Here is an 18,711-nt window from a genome sequence, read left to right as displayed (position 1 = left end):
TACTCCCCTATCCCACGCGTAACGGGATTTTAGGGGGCTGTACGCCACAAGGCGCGGGTCCATCGTCCAGACAGGCCCGCCCCGCATGCGCTATCCGCTCATCGCCCCCAACCCGCCCCGGCTCAGTGATCAGCTCGAGGCGCTGCGGCGGGTCGAGGCGTCGGGCCATTTCAGCAACAACGGCCCCGAGGTCCGGGCGTTCGAAGCCGAGGCCACCGCGCGGTTGTTCGGCGGACACGGCGCGAGCCTCGCCGTCAACAATGCGACCCTCGGGCTGATGATCGCGCTGCGCGAGGCTGCCGGCGAGCGCACCGCCAGCCGCTATGCGGTGATGCCCGCGCTGACCTTCGCGGCGACCGCGCAGGCCGCCCTGTGGGCCGGGCTGACGCCGCTGATCTGCGACATCGACCCCGCCGACTGGACCGCGAACGCCGACGCCGAGGAGCGCCTGCTCGACGACTATGGCGATCGCATCGCGGTGCTGCTGCCCTACGCCACCTTCGGCACCGCGATCGACCTCGACCGCTATGCCCGGTTGCAGCGCGACCACGGTGTCGGCGTGGTGATCGACGCCGCCGCCTCGCTCGGCACGCGCGATGCGGCCGGGACGGGTTTCGGCGCGGAGGCGCCCTTCGCGGTGGTGCATTCGATGCATGCGACCAAGACCTTCGCCGTCGGCGAGGGCGGGCTGATCCATTCTGGCGATGCCGCGTTGATCGCCCGGCTGCGCGCCATGACCAATTTCGGCTTCGAAGCCAATCGCAGCGCGACGCTGTTCGGCCTCAACGCCAAGCTGCCTGAGGTGCTCGGGGTGATGGCGCGTGCCAAGCTCGCCGAGATCGACACGGTGTGCGACCATCGCGCCGCGCTCGAGGAGGCGTATCGCACGCATCTCAAGGGTGTCGATTTCCAGCAGGCGGAAGGCCAGCGGCGGGCGAGCCAGTTCATGCCGGTGCTGCTCCCCGCGGCGATCGCCCACCGGCGCGGCGAGATCGCGGCCGCGCTTGCCGCGGACGGGATCGGATCGGGCCAGTATTTCAGCCCGCATCTCGGCGAGCAGCCGCTGTTCCAGCGCAACGCGACGATCTTGCCGACCCCGGTCGCTGATGCGGTTGCGGCGCGATCGCTCTCGCTCCCCGTCACCGACGCGATGAGCGTCGCCGATGTCGTGGTCATCGCCGAGGCGTTCAACCGCATCCTGGCGCACGAAGCCCGTACCCCCGCACGCGCGCGCCAACAGTCGGTCGCTTCGCTGCTGGTGGTCGGCGGCGGCCCCGCCGGGACCGCATTGCTGACGGCGGCGAGCAAGTATGGTCGTTTGGCCGAGCTCGCCGGCTCGGGGCTGATCGTCGCCGAGCGCGAGGCGACGCTCGGCGAAGGGCGGATCGGCCGCTATGCGATCACATCGGACAGTACCGCCGAGACGTTCCTCAGCGCGGTCAAGGACAACCCGCATCCCGAACTCGCCGCCCTCCTCGATCATCCGACCGGGCGGGCGGTCGGCCGCTATATCGGCGCGCTCGGCGTGCCGCTGGTTGAGGCGGGCGCGTTCGTCCAGGCGACCGGACAGCGGCTCCACGCGCTGGTGACGCAGCATGGTGGAACGGTGCTCGCCGGGCACGAGGTGCTCGGCACGGCGCGCGTCGCGGGCGGACTGTGGTCGAGCCGTTTGCGACGGCGGAGCGACGGGCAGGAGTTCGATCAGCTTTCCAGCGCCGTCGCGATCGCGACCGGTGGCCATCAGCCGCTCGACCGGCTCGCTGCGCAGCGCATCGGCGGGGTATCGCTGGTCAGCGAGGTCGGCGACCGGCTGATGCAGTCGGACGAGGCACTTGCGCTTGGTGGGCCGGAAAAGATCGTCGATCTGCTCTCGACCAAGCGCAACCCCAGGATCGTCGTGATCGGCGGATCGACCAGCGCGATCGCGACGATCGTCCTGCTGCTCAAAACCGCCGCCATTCCGCTCGGCGCGGGCGCGATCACGCTGCTGCACCGCCGCCGACTGCGCCCCTTCTACCGCACCCCCGCCGAGGCCGAGGCCGAGGGCTTCACCGATTTCGGGCCCGACGATATCTGCCCGGTCAGCGGCTTCGTCTATCGCTTGGCGGGCTTCCGGCTCGAGGCCCGCGAGCTGGTGTTGCGCGAGCTGCGCGTCGACGGCCGCGTGCCCGATCCGCGGCTGACGGTCCATCAAGTCCGCAACGATGACGACGCTGTGGCGCGCGCACATCTCGCCGAGGCCGATCTCGTCATCGCCGCGCTCGGCTATCGACCGCGCGCGCTGCCGGTGCACGATCAGGACGGCCGCGCGATCGCGCTCGCCGCGCACGACGGCCGCGCGATGGTCGATCGGCATTGCCGCGTCGTCGATGCGAGCGGCGCGGCGATCCCGGGCCTGTACGGGATCGGGCTTGCCGCAGGCTTCGTGCCGTGGGGCCGGCTCGGCGGCGAGGCGAGCTTTTCGGGGCAGGCCAACGGTCTGTGGCAATGGCAGAACGATGTCGGCGCGATGATCGTCGATCAGGTGCTCGGCGACGGCGCGCGGGCGGTGGCATGATCGCACCGATCGTCAGCGTGATCATGCCGACCTATAACGGGGCGGACCTGATCGGCGAGACGATCGCGTCGCTGCAGGCGCAGACGCTCGGCGATTTCGAGCTGATCATCGTCGACGACTGCTCGACCGACGCCACCGTGTCGGTCGCGCGCAGCGTCGCCGATCCGCGCATCCGCGTGATCGCGGCGCCGGTCAACCGCCGCGTCGTGCTGACGCGCAACGCCGCCTTCGCCGAAGCGCGCGGGCGCTATATCGCCGCGCTCGACCATGACGATTTGTCCCACCCGACCCGCCTCGCGCGGCAAGTGGCCTATCTCGAGGCGCATCCCGAGATCGTGCTGGTCGGCAGCGCCGCCAATATCCTGTGCGACGGCGCGATCCTGCCCCCGGCGCTCGCGCCGCTATCGACCCCGGCGCTGATCGCGTGGCTGATGCGGATCGAGAACCCGCTGGTCTGGTCGTCGGTGATGATGCGCGCCGATGCCGCGCGCAAGCTCGACCCGTTCCAGCGCCCCGACCGCGTCTATGCCGAGGATTTCGATCTCTACCACCGCATATCGGCCTATGGCGGGGTGGCGCGGATCGACGATGCGTTGTTGACCTATCGCCGCCATGGCGGCGGCGCATCGCAGCTCCAAGCGACCGCCATGCGCGAACGGGCAACCGAAGTGCTCGCCGATGCCTATGTGCCCGTATTCGGCGACGCCGCGGCGGAAACCGCGGCGTTGATCGGCCGCTACGTGATGGCGCATGAACCTGTCCCCGATCGCGCGACCTTCAAACGCGTCGGCGAGACACTGGTACGGCTGCAGGACGCGTTTCTGACCCAGCACAAGCCCGACGCCGAGAGCCTCGCGCTGATCCGCTGGGAAACCGCGCGGCGCTGGGGGCGGATCGGGCGCGCGGGCTTGCGCACCGGCGGGCTCACGCTCGGCGACGCGACCGGCGTGCGCCCCGATCATCTCGGCATGGGCTATGCCGGGATCGAGGAGCTGATCCTCTCGCGCCTCGTCGGCACGATCCGCTCGGTGCAGCGCCGCGAGCGCAAGCGCGGCTAGACCGTCGCCAGCTCGGCATCGACCGCCGCCAGATCGCCGCGCGCGCGCGCCGCGCGGCCATAGACCGCCTCGAACAGCGGCGTCGCCATAACGGTGGTGACGATCGCCATCAGCACGAGCATGGCGAACAGCGTCGGCCCGATGATCCCCTTCTGCAGCCCGATGTTGATGATGATCAGCTCCATCAGCCCGCGCGAATTCATCAGCGCGCCGATGCCGAGCGCGGTGCGATTGTCCTCGCCCGCCAGCCGCGCGGCGGCATAGCAGGCGCCGAATTTAGCAAGGATCGAGACGAACAGGATGCCGAGCGCGATCAGCAGCAACGGGCCGGTCGCGACCATGTCCATCCGCGTGTTGAGCCCCGAATAGGTGAAGAACATCGGCAGCAGCAGCACGACTGCGAGCGGCTCGACCTTGCGCTTCAATTCGGCGACGAACAGCCCGCGCGGCATGCACACCCCCATCAGAAAGCCGCCGAAGATCGCATGGATGCCGATCGCGTCCATCACGAACGCCGAGAGACAGAAGAGCAGCAAGGCAACCGCCAAGACGCCGTTGCTCATCTCGCCACGCTGGTCGACGATCCGGCCGAGCGGCGCGAGCAGCCGCCGCCCGAGCAACAGCATGAAGGCGGTGTAGAGCAGCGCCCCGCCGATCGCGAGCACCGCGACGCCCGCCCCCGCCCCGAAGGTCGCGAGCACGATTGCGAGCACGCACCACGACGCCGCATCGTCGAACGCCCCCGCGGTCAGCGACAGCGTGCCGAGCGCCGAATTGGCGAGGCCACGCTCGTTGATGATCCGCGCGAGCATCGGGAACGCCGTCAGCGCGATGCACGCGCCCATGAACAGCGTCGCGCTCGCACGGCCGATCCCCGCCGCGAACAGGCCCGGAACGGTCAGCAGGAACGGCGTGACGACGACCGCGAGCAGGAACGGCGCGGCGATCCCCGCCGCCGACACCATCGCCGCGCTGCGCGCCTTCGACTTGAAATGATCGAGCTGGAGCGTCAGCCCGACGATGAACATGTAGAGCCCGACGCCGAGTTGCGCGCCGACGTAGAGCACGTTGCGCGTCTCCTTGGGGAAGATCGCGAGCTGCAGATCGGGCAGCAGCAGGCCGAGCAGCGACGGCCCGAGCACGACGCCGGCGATCATCTCGCCGACCACCTGCGGCTGGCGCAGGAATTTCTGACCAAGCCAGCCGACCACGCGGCAGACGAGGATGATCACCGCGAGCTGCAGGAAGAAATGGACGCTGAAATCGCCCGGCGTATAGCTCTTTACCGCATTGACGGCGGGCCCGTGTGCCCCAAGCACGCCGCTCAGCGCCTGCCACGCCTCGCTCAGCCAATCGTTCATCGCCATCCCCTTGCGTTTCGCGCGCCCCCCGGGGTCGCGTCCGTATCATGCGGTAGCGCATGCTACGGGTGTCAGCCCCGGTCTTATCGTGCGAATTGGGAGAGATATAGACCGAGCGGCTCAGCCGATCAGCAAACGCGCCCCGAGCGCCGCGGCGAGCGCCGGGACCATCGTCGCCGCGCCGACCTTGAGAAAACGCCAGAAGCCGACGTCCTCGCCCTCGCGGCGGATCGCCTGCAGCCACAGGATCGTCGCCAGCGACCCGGTGACCGACAGGTTCGGCCCGAGATCGACCCCGATCAGCAAGGCGTCGACGATCAACCGCGGCGGATGGACCTGCGCGACCGCGGTGCTCGCGACGAGCCCGGCGGGCAGGTTGTTCATCAGGTTGCTGGCAAAGGCGAGTACCGTTCCGGACACGGCCGCGCCCTGCGCCGGGTTCGCCGCAGCGGCCTGCAACGCCCCGGCGATGTGCCGGATCACCCCGGTCCGGTCGAGCGCCTCGACGAGCACGAACAATCCCGCGACCAGCGGCAGCACGCTCCACGACACCGAGCGCGCCAGCGCGAGCGGCGAGTGCTTGGCCAGCGCGCACACGCCGAGCATGGTCGCGAGCCCCGCGAGGCAGGTCGGCAGGCCGAGCGGCTGGTCGAGCGCCGACATGACGATCAGCAGCCCCGCGGTGGCAACGATGCCGGTCAGCGCGGCCTTGCCTGCAGGAGACAGCGGATCGCGCGCGACATCGCTGTTGCACGCCCCGGCGAGACGCTCGCGTTCGACCCAGCGTAGCAAAGCGAACGTCACCGCGATCGCCGCGACCGACGGCAGCGCGAACGCACCGAACCAGGTGCCGAGCGGTGGCATCTTGCCGCCGTACAGCACCAGATTGGCGGGATTGGAGATCGGCAGGACGAAGCTCGCCGCATTGGCGATCAGCGCGCAGGCGAACAGCAGCGGCAACGGCTCGGCCTTGGCCTTTTTCGCCGCGGCGTAGACGGCAGGGGTCAGCACGACCGCTGTCGCATCGTTCGAAAGGAAGGTCGTCGTGACGATGCCGGTCGCGTAGACCAGCACGAACAGCCGCGCCGACGATCCCCGCGCGTTGATCGCGGCGGTCGAGGCGATCCAGTCGAACAGCCCCTGCTCGCGCGCCGCCTCACTCAGCACCATCATGCCGATCAGGAACAGATAGACGTCGAGCCCCTTCGCGACCGCGCCGAGCGCCGCCGGGAACGGCATCAGCCCGAAGACGATGAGCAGCCCAGCGCCCAGCACCGCCCAGATCGCCTCGGGCAGGCGGAACGGCCGCGCGATCACTCCAGCCGTCGCGGCGGCACAGATGCCCCACGTCGCCCCTGTCGCGAGCATCACCAGCGCCTGCCATTCTTGTTGGGGCCGAGTTGCGTGCCCTCGATCCCGTGTTCGGGCCATGCGCCCAGCGTGTGGAAATCGCGACCCGGCGCATCGGGCGTTCCGCGCTTCGGAACCGAGTCGCTCGCGCGCACCAGGATCTGGATCGTGTCGCGATCTCCGCCGCTCGCCACGCTCACGTGGTGCAGGCCGGCGTCGAGCGCTAGGTCCGCGCGCCATAGCGCCGTGTCGGGGATCGGCTCCATCGCGATACTCTGCGCGTCGTCGATCATCAGCACGAGCGGCTCGGCCGCTCTACCAAAGCATTTGGCGACGATCTCGACCGGTCCCGGACGCGGCACCTGGCGCGGATCGGCGGGGCGGGTCACCATCCGGATGTCCGCGGGCGCGACGATCTGGACGAACGGCCAGTCGCTGCCGAGCCGTTTGAAGCGCCAGCTCGGTACGCGGTCGTGGATCGAGACCAATGCATAGCCCGGCCTGCCGCCATCCTCCTCAATCTGCCCGGTCGAGCGCGTCGCGCCATAGATCACGCGGCCGTCGTTGAGCAGTTCGTTGTAATGTGTGTGACCGGTGTCGACGAAGGCGACGCGCGCATCGGCGAAACTGCGCGCGATCGCTTCGCCATCGGCGGCGAGATCGCCCGCGATCGCGCGCCATGGCAGCTGCAGCGGCGCCAGCGTCTCGGCGATTACGCGATATTGCTCGAGCGTGGCGTGGTTGGCGTTGTCGCCCGGCAGGAACACGAAGTCCGCCGCCCTCCCGACCTGCGCGTTCAGTTCTGCGACGACCGCGGCAAGTCGGTCGCGGCTCTGCCAGCCATCGGCCTCGTCCATGTGGAGATCGCCGATATGGATCCAGCTGATCATCGGGGTCATTGCGCGTCGTCTCCCTCGCTGTCGCGCGCGCCCGCGCAGGCCGGACGCAACGTTCCGGCAAAGCCGATCCACAGCGCTATGCTGATCAACGCGAAGCTGCCGAGGACGTAGAAGGCGACGTGATAGCCGAGCGCCTGCGCCAGCCACCCTCCGATCGCCGGGCTGAGCGAGGCGCCGACGCCTTGCACTGTCATCACCGCGCCCTGCCCGACATTGACCCGACCAGTCCCGTTGAGCAGGCAGGCGACAAGTCCCGGCACCGCGACGCTCTGCAGCCCCGCGCCGATCCCGTCGAGCGCCTGGACCGGCCACACGCCCCACTGTTCGATGAACGTGCCCGCCAATGCGCCGCGCAGCGGCAGCGCGGCGAACGAGATCAGCATTACCAGCCAATAGCCCTTGCCCGACGCCATCCGCATCGCCGCGAGCGAGGCGACGATCATCACCGCCTGCGCGACGACGACGGTCTGCGCGACGAACAGCGCAGCGTTGCCCTTTCCCGCGCCGACCACCGCCAGGCCATACAGCGGCAGCATCGCGCCATTGCCGAGGTGGAAGCACGCCAGCGCCGCCGCCAGGATCAGCATGGGCTTGTTGCTGAGCAAGGCGCGAAGCCCCTCGGCCTTGCCGCCGCCGTCCTCCTCTCCGTCGCCCTTCCCCTCGAGACCGCGCGCCGCGCGATGATCGATCGCCGATTCGGGGATCGTCAGGACCGTGATGATCGCCAGGACGCCGAACACTGCGGCGAGATAGAAGATCGCAGGCATGCCGAAGCGATAGCCGAGATAGCCCGACAGCCCCGCGCCGATCATGTTACCGGCATGGTTCCACGCCTGGTTGCGCCCGTTCTGCGCATTGAAGCCTTTTTGCCGGACGATGCCGAGCGTCATCCCCGCGACGGCGGGACCGATCGCCGCGCCGGCGATCGCGGTCGCGACCTGGCTGACAGTGACGACCCACGCCGATTGCGACAGCAGGATCAGGAGCGACGCCACCACCGTCGCGATGCCGGTGACGATCACGACGAGCCGCTTTTTCTCGGTATGATCGATGAACGCGCCCGCCGGTGCCGTCATCAGCATGCCCGCGATCCCGCCCGCGGTCATCACCGTGCCGATCGGCCCAGCCGTCCAGCCGCGCTGCTGAAGGAAGACACCGAGGAACGGCCCGATCCCAGCCTGCATGTCGGCCATGAAAAAATTGAGCGCCTGCAGTCCGCGCTTGCCCTGGCGTTGCTCATCGGTCGGCGTGTCCTGCCTCCCCTCGCCTGCGATAGTCGTCATCGTCGGTCCCATCTCTTGCGAACCGGACGCCGCCCGGCCCGGAACTTGGATCGACGAAGCGTTAGCGCAGCCGGCAAGATCGAGCCTAAACGGCTCCATTCATTTTCGGTTCATCTTGAAAAGGGGGGCGTAGGTAAGGGCAAGCGTGTCCGCGTCACCGCCGGATCGTGCAGCCATAATTCCTACGAGCGGCCAAGGCCGTAGGGTCTACGGTTATCAAATGAGGCCGAAACCGCTTCAGCACGCTTGGCCGGCGGAATGCAGACCAACCTGGGCGCGACCTATCGCTGATGCTGGCTGGACGTAACGCGGGGTAGGCACGGCCGCGGATTTCGAGCGGAGCCGATCGGAACCGCAAGCGCGAGATCGCAGCCCCGCCGAAGCGGGACTGCGATCTCAAAGCGGTTAGGCGCCGAAAGTGCGCTGCCACCAGCCGCGACGCGGGCTGCCGGCCTCGCCCGGGTCTGGGTCGATCGCCCCCGTCTGCGGCCGGGCGTCGTCGGTCTCGGTCGCAGCGTCGCTGACCTCGGGCGGGGCCACCACCGCCGTCGGAGACTCGCTGGCGGACGGCGCTGCGCCAGGAACCGGGGCGCTGCCGACGTCGGGCTCGACGGCGGCGGCCTCGGCTATCGCGGCCTTGGGCTTGCGGGTCCGCTTGGGCTTGACGGGCGGCGTTTCCGACACCGGCACATCCATCGTCGCGCTGGTCTCGTCGGCGGGCGCGACCTCGGCCGCGATCGGCTCGGACGCCTTCTTGCGACGCGTGCGCTTGGGCTTGGCATCGGCGACGACGGCCGCATCGGCTTCGAGCGCGGTTGCTTCCGCCGGTTCGGCCGCATCTTCCGCTACCACGGCCGCTGCAGCCTTGGCCTTGGCGGGCTTGGCCTTGGGCTCGGCCTCGCGAGCCTTGGGGCGACGACGACCCTTTTTGGGCGCCTCCGCTTCGGGCTCGGCTTCGGGCGACTCGGCCGGTGCGACGGCGGGCGCCGCATCGTCGGCGGACACAGTCACGGCAGCCTCTGTCGAAACCGCTTCCGCGTCGGACACACCGGCGTCCTGCTCACCGGCGACCTGCTCGCCATCGTTGCGACGACCGCCGCGACGACCGCGACGACCACGCCGGCGACGACCCCCTTCAGCGGCGCCAGCGTCGCTGCCGTCGGCTGCGAACTCGGCCGTGGCTGCACCCTCGTCCTCGGCATCGGCACTGTCGAGCTCGAGATCGCTCGCGTCGGTCTCGCCGGCTTCGAAAGCCTCGCCCTCACCCAGCGCCTCGCCCTCGGCACCCTCACCCTCGGGACGCGCGCGACCGCGACGCCCGCGACGGCGACGGCGACGGCGCGAACCGGCCTCGTCCTCGCCAGCCACAGCCTCGCTGCGCTCACGCGGAGCACGCGGCTCGCGGGCGGCCTTGGGCTGCTCCTCTTCCTCTTCCTCGATCTCGTCTTCGATCTCGTCCTCGACGAAATCTTCCTCGATCTCCTCGATCGGCGCATCGAAGCGCGGCGTGTACGCCGGCGGCGGTCCCGAGACCTCGACCGAGACGCGCGCGCCCTCCTGCTCGCCGTCGGGCGCGATCTCGATCATCACGCCGTAGCGCTCCTCGATCTCGGCCAGCTCGCCGCGCTTGCGGTTGAGCAGGTAGAACGCCGCTTCCTGGCTGGCGCGCAGCAGCAGCTGCGACCCGCGACCCTGCGCGGCTTCATCCTCGAGCATGCGCAATGCGGCGATGCCCGACGACGACGCGGTGCGGACGAAGCCCGTCCCTTCGCAATGCGGGCACGGCCGGGTCGAGGCTTCGAGCACGCCGGTGCGCAGGCGCTGGCGGCTCATTTCCATCAGCCCGAACGACGAGATGCGGCCGATCTGGATGCGCGCGCGATCGTTCTTGAGCGCTTCCTTCATCGCCTTCTCGACCTTGCGGACGTTCGAGCCGTTGTCCATGTCGATGAAGTCGATGACGACGAGCCCGGCCATGTCGCGCAGCCGCAGCTGGCGGGCGATCTCGGCGGCAGCCTCGAGGTTGGTCGCGGTCGCGGTCTGCTCGATCGAATGCTCGCGCGTCGAACGGCCCGAGTTGATGTCGATCGACACCAGCGCTTCGGTCGGGTTGATGACGAGGTACCCGCCAGACTTGAGCTGCACCACCGGGTGGTACATCGCCGAAAGCTGCTCTTCGACGCCGGCGCGTTGGAACAGCGGCACGGGGTCGCTGTAATGCTTCACCTTGCGGGCGTGGCTCGGCATCAGGAGCTTCATGAACTCACGGGCGTGCTGATAGCCCTCGGTGCCCTCGACGATGACCTCGTCGATCTCCTTATTATAGATGTCGCGGATCGCGCGCTTCATCAGGTCGCTGTCGCCATAGACGAGCGCCGGCGCCGACGAGGTGAGCGTGGTCTCGCGGATCCCGTCCCACAGCCGGGCGAGATAATCGAAGTCGCGCTTGATTTCCTGGCGCGTGCGCTGGAGGCCTGCAGTGCGCACGATGCAGCCCATCGAGGGCGGCAACTTCATGTCGGCCATGATCGACTTCAGACGCTTGCGATCGCCCGCGTTCGAAATCTTGCGGCTGATCCCGCCGCCATGCGACGTGTTGGGCATCAGCACGCAGTAACGGCCGGCAAGCGACAAATAGGTCGTCAGCGCGGCGCCCTTGTTGCCGCGCTCTTCCTTGACGACCTGGACGAGCAGCACCTGGCGGCGCCGGATGACGTCCTGGATCTTGTAGCGATGGCGCAGCGAGGTGCGGCGCTGCTGCAGATCGTCGGCGGCATCGTCCGAAGCAGACCGCTTGCGGCGCCGGCCACGGCCTTCGCCACCGCGCGCTTCGCCCTCGGCGACGACTTCGACGTCGGGCTCGTGCCCGCCGTCATCGTCAAAGCGCTCGATCGAGGCTTCGTCCACGTCCGAATCGCGCTCGAAGCCGTCGTCTTCGTGCTCGTCGTCATGGAGATCGTCTTCGGCGTCCTGCTGGGCGCGCAATGCAGCTTCTTCAGCGGCATGCTCGGCCTCTTCGCGCAGGAGCGCGTCGCGATCTTCCTTGGGGATCTGGTAATAATCGGGATGGATCTCGCTGAAGGCGAGGAAGCCATGGCGGTTGCCGCCGTAATCGATGAATGCGGCCTGCAGCGACGGCTCGACGCGCGTCACCTTGGCCAGATAGATATTTCCCTTGAGCTGCTTGCGCTCGGCACTCTCGAAATCAAACTCTTCGATTCGGTTTCCCTTGACGACAGCAACGCGGGTTTCCTCCCGGTGCCGTGCGTCGATCAGCATACGCGTGGTCATGTAATATTCTCCGGTCGCGCGGCGCAGGGGCCAGGGGCGCTGAGCGCCGTGGCGCTGGTCGCGCGCGATGTATGAAAGGGCTCGTCCCGGCGAAAAGGTCGCCTGGTTCGCCGCCCTGGGTGGGTACGAAAACTGCCTCTGCTCGCACTGCACGCTCCGCCTTCCGGCCTGGAACACCCCGCGCGCCCGCAATCCCGCCGGCAAGAGCCGGGCGGAGCGAGGGACGGGATAAATGCAGCATGCGAACGTCAACCTGGATGGGCCGCGCCAAAGGATTTGGGTCGGCCAAGTGGCCCTGAACGCTGCCTGAACCAGGCAGTGATCGGAGTACTGTCTAGTGCGTAGCATTCCCCGTCGCGCACAGCAACTGGCAGGTTTTTGCCGCGCCCCGGCAAAACTATGCCTACCCCGGCATTAACCGCGCCCGGCAAGGCGGCTTTGCGACATCGCCCGCTACGCCAAGGACATGACCGCAGCCCCCGCTCCCATCGACCGCCACGCCACCGCCGGCCGGCTAACGCCTTTTCGCTTTACCGCTCCGGCGATCCGGCTGCATTACAGGGCAGTGTCGTTCCTCCTCGCATTGCTGGCCTGCTGGTTCGCCGGCGCCCCCGGCTGGGCGGCGTCGATCGAGCGCGTCGAGGTGAAGCACGATCGGATCGTGCTGCGTTTCGATCAACCGATCGGCGATGCCTCGAGCTTCCTTCTCGGACAGCCGCAGCGGATCGCGCTCGACCTAAAGGGCGCTCGCGCGGGCGGGGAATTGACGAGTGGCGGGGCGATCTCGGCGATGCGGCTCGCGCCGCGCGGCACCAACGGCGTGCGGATCGTGTTCGATCTCACGCGCCCGACCCTGATCACCGAGGGGCGGTTCGGCCACGAGGGGCGCGAGTTGACGCTCGAATTGCGCACCGTCGACGATGCAGCCTTCGCCCGTGCCGCGGGAGAGCGGCGAATGCGCTTCCTGCCGCCGTTCAATATCGGCGCCGTCCAGGCGGTCGATACGCGCGCCTACCAAGTCACCGTGCCGATCCCCCCCGCGCGGCGCAGCGCCGGGCTGCCGCGGATCTATGGCGACGACGACAGCCGTCCCTTGGTGGTGATCGACGCCGGGCATGGCGGGGTCGATCCCGGTGCGATCTCGCCGATCGACGGACGGCGCGAGAAGGACGTGACACTCAAGATCGCCAAGGCGATCCGCGACGAACTGCTCCGGTCTGGCCGCGTGCGGGTGGCGCTGACGCGCGACGACGACCGGTTCCTGGTCCTGCAGGAACGCTTCGGCATCGCCCGGCGGCTGCGCGGCGACCTGTTCATCTCGATCCATTGCGACAGCGTCGGTTCGGGTAATGCCAGCGGCGCGTCGGTCTACACGCTGTCCGAAGTCGCCTCCGACAAGGAATCGGCGCGGCTCGCGGCGCGCGAGAACAAGGCCGACATCATCGCCGGCGTCAACCTCGCCTCGACCTCGGCCGACATCTCGTCGATCCTGATCGACCTGACGCAGCGCGAGACGATGAACGCCTCTGCAAGCTTCGCCCGCCTGCTTGGCCGCGAGGCGCAGCCGCTGATGCCGCTCAAGCCCAACTTCCACCGCATGGCATCATTGATGGTGCTCAAGGCGCCCGACATGCCCTCGATCCTGTTCGAGACGGGCTATATCTCGAACCCGCACGACGCCGATTTCATCGACAGCGCCGACGGCCGCCACCGGATCGCGCAGAGCATCGAGCGCGCGGTCGAGGTCCATTTCGCCCGGCGGATGGCGTCGCGCGACTGAAACCCCTCCCCGGACAGGCGAGGGACAAGGCTGGCAAGCCTAGAGAATCTTGCTAGAGCCTCACCCCGATATGGCCGAACCCGAAAACAGCGTGAATTTCCGTATCCGTCGCGAGATCGACGGGTTCGCCGGCACCGTCCAGCGTGTCTGGGGCCGCTGGTGGGTCAAGACGCTCGCCGCGCTCGGCCTGCTCGGCTTGGTCGGCGCGACGGTCTTCTACTTCGCCTTCGCCGCCGGGCTGCCGTCGGTCGACAAGTTGCGCACCTATGAGCCGCCGCTGCCGACCAACGTCCGCGACGTCGACGGCATGCCGATCCATTCCTATGCGCGCGAGCGCCGCGTCGAACTCAGCTATGCCGAATATCCGCCGCTGCTGGTGCGCGCCTTCCTCGCCGCCGAAGACAAGAACTTCTTCGAGCATCACGGCGTCGACTATCTCGGCATCGCCAGCGCGGCGATCAACAATCTGACCAGCCACAAGCGCCCGGCCGGCGCTTCGACGATCACGCAGCAGGTCGCCAAGAACCTGCTGATCGGCAACGAGACGAGCTACGCGCGGAAAATCAAGGAGGCGATCCTCGCCTATCGGATCGAGGACACGCTGACCAAGCCGCAGATCCTCGAACTCTACCTTAACCAGATCGCGCTCGGCCGCAACGCATTCGGCGTCGAGGCGGCGAGCTATGCCTATTTCGGCAAGGACCTGACGCAGCTCGATCTCGCGCAGATGGCGTATCTCGCGATCCTGCCCAAGGGCCCGTCGAACTACGACCCCGTCCGCCATCCCGATCGCGCGCTCGTCCGCCGCGCCTATGTGCTGCGCGAGATGCTCAAGAACGGCTTCATCACCCAGGCGCAGCACGACCAGGCAAGCGCCGAGCCGCTCGGCACAGTCCCGCGCCAGACGCCCAAGACCGAGACCGCAGGCTCAGGCTATTTCGTCGAGGAAGTTCGCCGCCAGCTGATCGACAAGTTCGGCGAGGACGAGCGCGCCGGGCCATATAGCGTCTATTCGGGTGGCCTCTGGGTGCGCACCTCGCTCGACGAGAAGATGCAGGACTATGCGCAAACCGCTTTGCGCCAGGGGCTGCTGCGCTTCGACCAGGGGCGCGGCTGGTCGGGGCCGATCGGCCATGCCGAGATCACCGGCGAGAATTGGCAGAGTGCGCTGCTCAACACCAATATCGGGCTCGACTATGACGATTGGCGCGCGGCGATCGTCATCGCGCGCGACGAGGGCGCGGCGCAGCTCGGTTTCGCGGACGGCAGCACCGGCACCCTCCCCCGCTATGCCGCGCAGATGCCGGTGCGCGGCGGGGGCGGAACGGCATTCGCCAAGATGGTCCCCGGCGACATCATCGCGGTCGCGCCCGCCGGCAGCGAATTCGCGCTGCGCACGGTACCCAAGATCTCGGGCGCGTTCGTCGTCGAGCAGCCGCAGACCGGCCGTGTGCTGGCTATGCAGGGCGGGTTCGACTTCCGCGTCCAGGCGTTCAACCGCGCGACGCAGGCGATGCGCCAACCTGGGTCGACGATCAAGCCGATCGTCTATGCCGCAGCGCTCGAGGGCGGGATGACCCCCGCCTCGATCATCGTCGACGGTCCGTTCTGCGTCTACCAGGGCGCGCGGCTCGGGCAGAAATGCTTCAAGAATTTCGGCGGCGTCGGCGGATCGGGCGCACACACGATGCGCTGGGGCGTCGAACAGTCGCGCAATTTGATGACGGTGCGCGCCGCGGCGACCACGGGCATGCCGCACGTCGTGTCGCTGATGGACCGGATCGGCGTCGGCAAATATCCGCCCTACCTCTCCTTCGCGCTCGGCGCGGGCGAGACGACGGTGTCGCGGATGGTCAACGCCTATGCGATCCTCGCCAACCAGGGGCGCTCGCACCCCTCCTCGCTGATCGACTTCGTCCAGGACCGCCACGGCAAGGTCGTCTGGCCCGAGAATTGGCACGCCTGCGACCGCTGCAACGCGCCCGACTGGAACGGCAAGCCGATGCCGCGCCCGGTCGCCGGCGGCAAGCAGATCGTCGATGCGATGAGCGCGTACCAGATGATCCACATCGCCGAGGGCGTGATCCAGCGCGGCACGGCGACGGTGCTGCGCGATCTCGACCGGCCGATGTTCGGCAAGACCGGCACCAATACCGGGCCGACCGACGTATGGTTCATCGGTGGCACGCCGCAGATGATCGGCGGGCTGTATATCGGCTACGACACGCCGCATTCGCTCGGCGGCGGCGCGCAGGGGGGCACGCTCGCCGCGCCGATCTTCAAGGCGTTCGCGGTGAAAGCCTATGAGGGGATGGACAAGCTTCCGTTCCGCGCGCCCGCCGGGATCCGCATGGTGCGGATCGACCGCCAGGGCGGCAAGCCGGTGTTCGGCACCTGGCCAAGCGACGACCCCAAGGCCTCGGTGATCTGGGAAGCGTTCAAGCCCGAGAGCGAGCCGCGCCGCGTGATCCATCGCGGTACGATCGTGCCCGATCCCGCGGCGGCGGCGACTGCTGCGGCAGCCGCTGCGGCCCGCGCGCGAGCGGCGACGCAGGCGCAGAGCGAGGCGCGCAAGGACAGCGACTTCTTGCAAAAGCAGGGCGGCATCTACTAGCCATGTCCGTCGCCCCGGCGCAGGCCGGGGCCTCTACGTTGTTGCGCGACAACGGCCGACACACGATCTATCAAGCGGCCCCGGCCTTCGCCGGGGCGACGAATTCAAGTCTGGAGTAACCCCATGCGCGCTGAAGCGCAGGCTCATATCGATTCGATCAAGGACTCGCTCGCGCTGCTCCGCCGCTTCCTCGACTGGGACCGCGCGCTGCGCCGGCTCGACGAGCTCAACGCGCGCGTCGAGGATCAGGCGCTGTGGAACGATCCCAAGGCCGCCCAGGTCGTGATGCGCGAACGTCGCCGGCTCGACGAGGCGATCACCGCGACGCGCGCGATCCAGAGCGAGCTCGACGACACCGCCGAACTGATCGAGATGGCCGAGGCCGAGGGCGACACGGCGATGGAGAGCGAAGGCGTCGCCGCGCTCGCCGATCTCGCGCGCCGTGCCGAGAGCGACAAGATCAAGGCGCTGCTGGCCGGCGAGGCCGATGGCAACGACACCTATATCGAGGTTAATGCCGGTGCCGGCGGGACCGAGAGCCAGGATTGGGCGGGCATGCTCAGCCGGATGTATTCGCGCTGGGGCGAGCGCCACGGCCTCAAGGTCGAGCTGATCGATCAGCATTCGGGCGAACAGGCCGGGATCAAGTCCGCCACGCTGCTGCTCAAGGGCGAGAATGCCTATGGCTATGCCAAGACCGAGAGCGGCGTCCACCGCCTGGTGCGCATCAGCCCGTACGACAGCGCCGCACGCCGCCACACGTCGTTCGCGAGCGTCTGGGTCTATCCGGTCGTCGACGACAATATCGAGGTCGAATATAACGAGAGCGACCTGCGCATCGACACCTATCGCGCGTCGGGTGCGGGCGGTCAGCACATCAACACGACCGATTCGGCGGTGCGCATCACGCACATCCCGACCGGCATCGTCGTCCAGTGTCAGAACCAGCGCAGCCAGCACAAGAACAAGGCCGAGGCCTATAATCAGCTCCGCGCGCGCCTGTACGAGCGCGAGCTCGCGATTCGCGAGGCAGCAGCCAATGCCGAAAATGCCGGCAAGACCGACATCGGCTGGGGTCACCAGATCCGCTCCTACGTGCTCCAGCCGTACCAGATGGTGAAGGACCTGCGCACCGGCGTCACTTCGTCGAGCCCGTCCGACGTGCTCGACGGTGATCTCGAGGCGTTCATGGCAGCCGCGTTGTCGCAGCGCGTGACCGGCGAGACGGTCGAGGTCGAGGACGTCGAATAATGCGCGCCGCCCGCTTCTCCCTGACCCCGGCGAGAAGGGGTAAGGCCGCACTGGCGGGGCTCGCGCTCCTTCTGCTGGGCGCGTGCGATGGCGGTCAGCCGCGCATTCCCGATCATAGCGACAAGGTCGGCCCCTTCCCCGCCGCCGACCGGCCGGTCGCGGCGATCGTCTCGGCGCGCTGGTCGACCGAGGAGGATCGCGATCGGCTCAACGAGGCGGGTGACGTGATGGCCAAGGCCGGGATCAAGCCCGGCATGACCGTCGCCGATATCGGCGCGGGCGAGGGCTATTACACGATCCGCCTTGCCAACCGCGTTGGCAAGGAGGGACGTGTGCTTGCCGAGGACATCGTCGCCGAGGTGCGCGATGCGCTCGCGCTGCGCGTCGCGCGCGAGCATCTCGAAACGGTCAGCGTCCGGCTCGGCACGCCGTCGGATCCGCGGCTGCCGCCGGCGAGCTTCGACCGCATCCTGATGGTGCACATGTACCACGAGATCGCGCAGCCCTACGAATTCCTGTGGCGGATGCGCCCTTCGCTCAAGCCCGACGGGCTCGCGATCGTCGTCGACGCCAACCGCCCGACGCAGAACCACGGCACCCCGCCCGCTCTGCTCAAATGCGAGTTCGCCGCGGTCGGCTATAGCGAGGTCGCGACCTACGACATGCCTTCGGCCGGCGGCTATCTCACCGCCTTCCGGGCAACCGGCCCACGCCCCGACCCGAGCGCGATCAAGGCGTGCCGGCTGCACGGCGCGTCATAGCAGTCCGCGCGCGCGAAAGCTCGAATAGCTGTCCGCGGCGATCACCAGATGGTCGAACAGAACGACGTCGATGAACTGGAGCGCCTGCGCCACGCGGCGAGTCAGCCGGTAATCGGCGTCGCTCGGGGTCGGATCGCCGCTCGGATGGTTGTGCGCCAGCACCGCCAGCGCGCAGTCGAGCGCCAGCGCATCGGCGACGATGGCGCGCAGCGGGATCGCTACGGCGTCGATCGATCCGGCGCTCAGCTCGCGCATCCCGAGAAGCCGCCATTTCGGATCGAAATAGCCCACCATCGCCACTTCGCGCGCGACCGCCGCGATCGGGCGGAACAGGGCTAGCACGGCTTCGGGCAGGTCAAGCGGCCCGGCAGCAGCCAGATCGCCAAGATCGTGAGAAACCCCGGATAGCATGGCCCCGTCTGTGCGATCGCTCCCCACTCGGCCAGACAAAGCGCCTCCGGAACGGCGCAATGGTTGGCGTCGCCGCCGCCGCGCGCTAGACCGCA

General features: G+C 68.4%; 12 protein-coding genes. 6 read left to right on the top strand and 6 right to left on the bottom strand.

Annotated elements, in window-relative coordinates; genetic code table 11:
- Positions 1–85: 85 nt before the first annotated feature.
- Together RH90_RS00975 and RH90_RS00970 are read left to right on the top strand one after the other, a co-directional pair.
- Positions 86–2,557 (top strand): DegT/DnrJ/EryC1/StrS family aminotransferase, encoded by a 2,472-nt coding sequence (locus RH90_RS00975; protein ID WP_010183318.1) that lies wholly within the window; start codon positions 86–88, stop codon positions 2,555–2,557.
- The gene (locus tag RH90_RS00970) at positions 2,554–3,615 is read left to right on the top strand and encodes a glycosyltransferase family 2 protein (protein ID WP_010183317.1); all 1,062 of its coding nucleotides are present in this window, start codon (positions 2,554–2,556) and stop codon (positions 3,613–3,615) included. Before RH90_RS00975 ends, RH90_RS00970 begins: the two co-directional genes overlap by 4 nt.
- On the opposite strand, the gene RH90_RS00965 is transcribed toward RH90_RS00970, so the two are convergent.
- The 5 genes from RH90_RS00965 to RH90_RS00945 form a co-directional block, all read right to left on the bottom strand.
- Positions 3,612–4,976 carry a cation:proton antiporter gene (locus RH90_RS00965; RefSeq protein ID WP_037492588.1) on the bottom strand — a complete coding sequence of 455 codons (1,365 nt, stop codon included), beginning with the start codon at positions 4,974–4,976 and terminating at the stop codon, positions 3,612–3,614. The two genes, RH90_RS00970 and RH90_RS00965, sit on opposite strands and share 4 nt — an antisense overlap.
- A 120-nt stretch (positions 4,977–5,096) precedes the next feature.
- Entirely contained in the window at positions 5,097–6,347 is a 1,251-nt protein-coding gene (locus RH90_RS00960; RefSeq protein ID WP_029624933.1) for an arsenic transporter, read from the bottom strand.
- The gene (locus tag RH90_RS00955; RefSeq protein ID WP_010183314.1) at positions 6,344–7,225 is read right to left on the bottom strand and encodes a metallophosphoesterase family protein; all 882 of its coding nucleotides are present in this window, start codon (positions 7,223–7,225) and stop codon (positions 6,344–6,346) included. The genes RH90_RS00960 and RH90_RS00955 overlap by 4 nt, the downstream gene beginning before the upstream one ends.
- Entirely contained in the window at positions 7,222–8,508 is a 1,287-nt protein-coding gene (locus tag RH90_RS00950) for an MFS transporter (RefSeq protein ID WP_010183313.1), read from the bottom strand. The genes RH90_RS00955 and RH90_RS00950 overlap by 4 nt, the downstream gene beginning before the upstream one ends.
- 405 nt (positions 8,509–8,913) lie before the next feature.
- Positions 8,914–11,799, bottom strand: coding sequence for an Rne/Rng family ribonuclease (locus tag RH90_RS00945; RefSeq protein WP_029624931.1), 2,886 nt, complete (start codon positions 11,797–11,799; stop codon positions 8,914–8,916).
- 565 nt (positions 11,800–12,364) lie between these two features.
- On the opposite strand from RH90_RS00945, the gene RH90_RS00940 reads away from it, so the two are divergent.
- The 4 genes from RH90_RS00940 to RH90_RS00925 all read left to right on the top strand — a co-directional run bounded on the left by RH90_RS00940 (position 12,365) and on the right by RH90_RS00925 (position 18,205).
- Positions 12,365–13,579: an N-acetylmuramoyl-L-alanine amidase gene (locus RH90_RS00940; RefSeq protein ID WP_010183311.1), complete on the top strand. Its 1,215-nt coding sequence runs from the start codon at positions 12,365–12,367 to the stop codon at positions 13,577–13,579.
- Positions 13,580–13,649: 70 nt separating this feature from the next.
- Complete coding sequence (locus RH90_RS00935; RefSeq protein WP_010183310.1) at positions 13,650–16,193, top strand: penicillin-binding protein 1A; 2,544 nt, start codon at positions 13,650–13,652, stop codon at positions 16,191–16,193.
- Between the two features lie 123 nt (positions 16,194–16,316).
- A complete protein-coding gene (gene prfB / locus RH90_RS00930) occupies positions 16,317–17,444 on the top strand; it encodes a peptide chain release factor 2 (RefSeq protein WP_029624929.1) in 1,128 nt (375 codons plus the stop codon).
- On the top strand, positions 17,444–18,205 hold the full coding sequence (locus tag RH90_RS00925; protein WP_010183308.1) for a class I SAM-dependent methyltransferase: 762 nt from the start codon (positions 17,444–17,446) through the stop codon (positions 18,203–18,205). Before prfB ends, RH90_RS00925 begins: the two co-directional genes overlap by 1 nt.
- Here the strand turns inward: RH90_RS00925 and RH90_RS00920 are convergent.
- On the bottom strand, positions 18,200–18,616 hold the full coding sequence (locus RH90_RS00920) for a JAB domain-containing protein (protein WP_010183307.1): 417 nt from the start codon (positions 18,614–18,616) through the stop codon (positions 18,200–18,202). The two genes, RH90_RS00925 and RH90_RS00920, sit on opposite strands and share 6 nt — an antisense overlap.
- Between the last annotated feature and the right edge of the window lie 95 nt (positions 18,617–18,711).

Origin of the sequence: Sphingomonas sp. PAMC 26605 (genome assembly GCF_000241485.1) — a bacterium.
Classification (GTDB): domain Bacteria; phylum Pseudomonadota; class Alphaproteobacteria; order Sphingomonadales; family Sphingomonadaceae; genus Sphingomonas.
This window is presented reverse-complemented; position numbering and strand designations above follow the sequence as displayed.